A 1,319-nucleotide genomic window follows, 5' to 3' on the forward strand; every position below is an offset into this window, starting at 1 on the left:
TGGAGTGCCCCCCATTTCGCCGGACAAATCAGCTATTGAGACAATGCTTTGATGAACTCCCTTGGGGAGGCCATTTTCAGCGCTGAGTGTGGATGGATTTCATTATAGTCTTCGATCCATCCGTCGATCTTCCGGAGAGCTGTATCGGCGTCCGGAATGGGTGAGATGCGTATATAGTCCCGCTTCAAGGTTTTGACGAAGGCTTCAGACATGCCGTTCGATTGTGGGCTGGCAACGGGCGTGAAGCATGGGATCAGGTTGAGGGCTTGGGCAAACAGCCTGGTCTCGCGCGCGGTGTATGCACTGCCGTTATCAGATAGATGTTCTATTGCATGCGGGGCGCTGGTTGCGCCGAAGCGCTTTTCGACGGCCTCCAACATCATGTCTCGAATGTCGGAACCTGATATCCCGGCATTGGCGACGGCTGCCCATGAGATAATTTCCCGGTCAAACGCATCGATGATGAACGCGAGGCGGACCACCTCGCCATTCCAGCAGGTGAACTCAAGGCCATCCGAGCACCAGCGCAGGTTAGACCGCATCACCATGACCTTGCCGTCGTGGACACGGCCTATTCGCGCCGCCGTGTGTTTCTCAAGGATCATAGCGTGATTGGCCATGATGCGATGAACTCGCTTGCGATTGACGACGGGCAGATCGGCGGCTCGCCGCTGCCTGTTGAGAAGGGCAGCGATCCGCCGATAGCCATAGGTCGGCCGAGCATCCACGAGTTTACGAATGGCGGGCAGCAGCTCGGCATCGTCCGCTTTGAGGTATGATCCACGCGGCTTGCACTTGCCTTTAAGGCGCTCCGCCAGATTGGACCGCGATACGCCAAGGACGTCAGCCACGGTCTTCATCGGGAACCGTCCTTCGGCAACAAGATCGGCCGCGATATCGGTTTTTTTGAGTGGGCTTTGGAAAGAGCTTCGCGGAGAATCTCGTTCTCCAACGTCTTGCGCCCGAGAATACGCTCAAGCTCGCGCACTCGATCTTCCAGCTTCTTCACCTCGGAATTGCCGATCACTGGCTCGTCAGAATCCACGGCCACCGCACCTCCCTCGCTCAGGAGCCTGCGCCAGCGATACAGAAGATTTGGCGCAACTCCATGCCGCCGCGCCGCGGAGGAAACGGTCTCCCCGGCGGCATAGCTTTCCTCGATGATCTGCAGTTTGCGTTCCGTTGTCCAGCGTCGCCGCCGGACGTCACCGATCATCAGATCAACCTGTCGAAACTCGTTAGACATAAGCCTATCCTCAAGCCTGTGCTTGAGCCTTCCTGCTTATGCTGAGTGTCCGGTCGAAAGTGGGGGCAGTTCA

The 1,319-nt window shown here is 57.5% G+C and carries 1 protein-coding gene; it reads right to left on the reverse strand.

All coding sequences use genetic code 11. From position 1 onward, the window contains the following. Window positions 1–32: 32 nt before the first annotated feature. Window positions 33–1,246, reverse strand: a protein-coding gene (locus tag JNC63_RS21845; protein ID WP_100651974.1) for an IS3 family transposase whose coding sequence is annotated in 2 segments (ribosomal slippage) — window positions 33–910 and window positions 910–1,246 — 1,215 coding nt in all. Because the reading frame shifts where the segments join, the coding sequence is not laid out codon by codon here. Window positions 1,247–1,319: the final 73 nt, after the last annotated feature.

The organism is Brucella ciceri (assembly GCF_041930145.1).
Classification (GTDB): Bacteria; Pseudomonadota; Alphaproteobacteria; order Rhizobiales; family Rhizobiaceae; genus Brucella; species Brucella intermedia.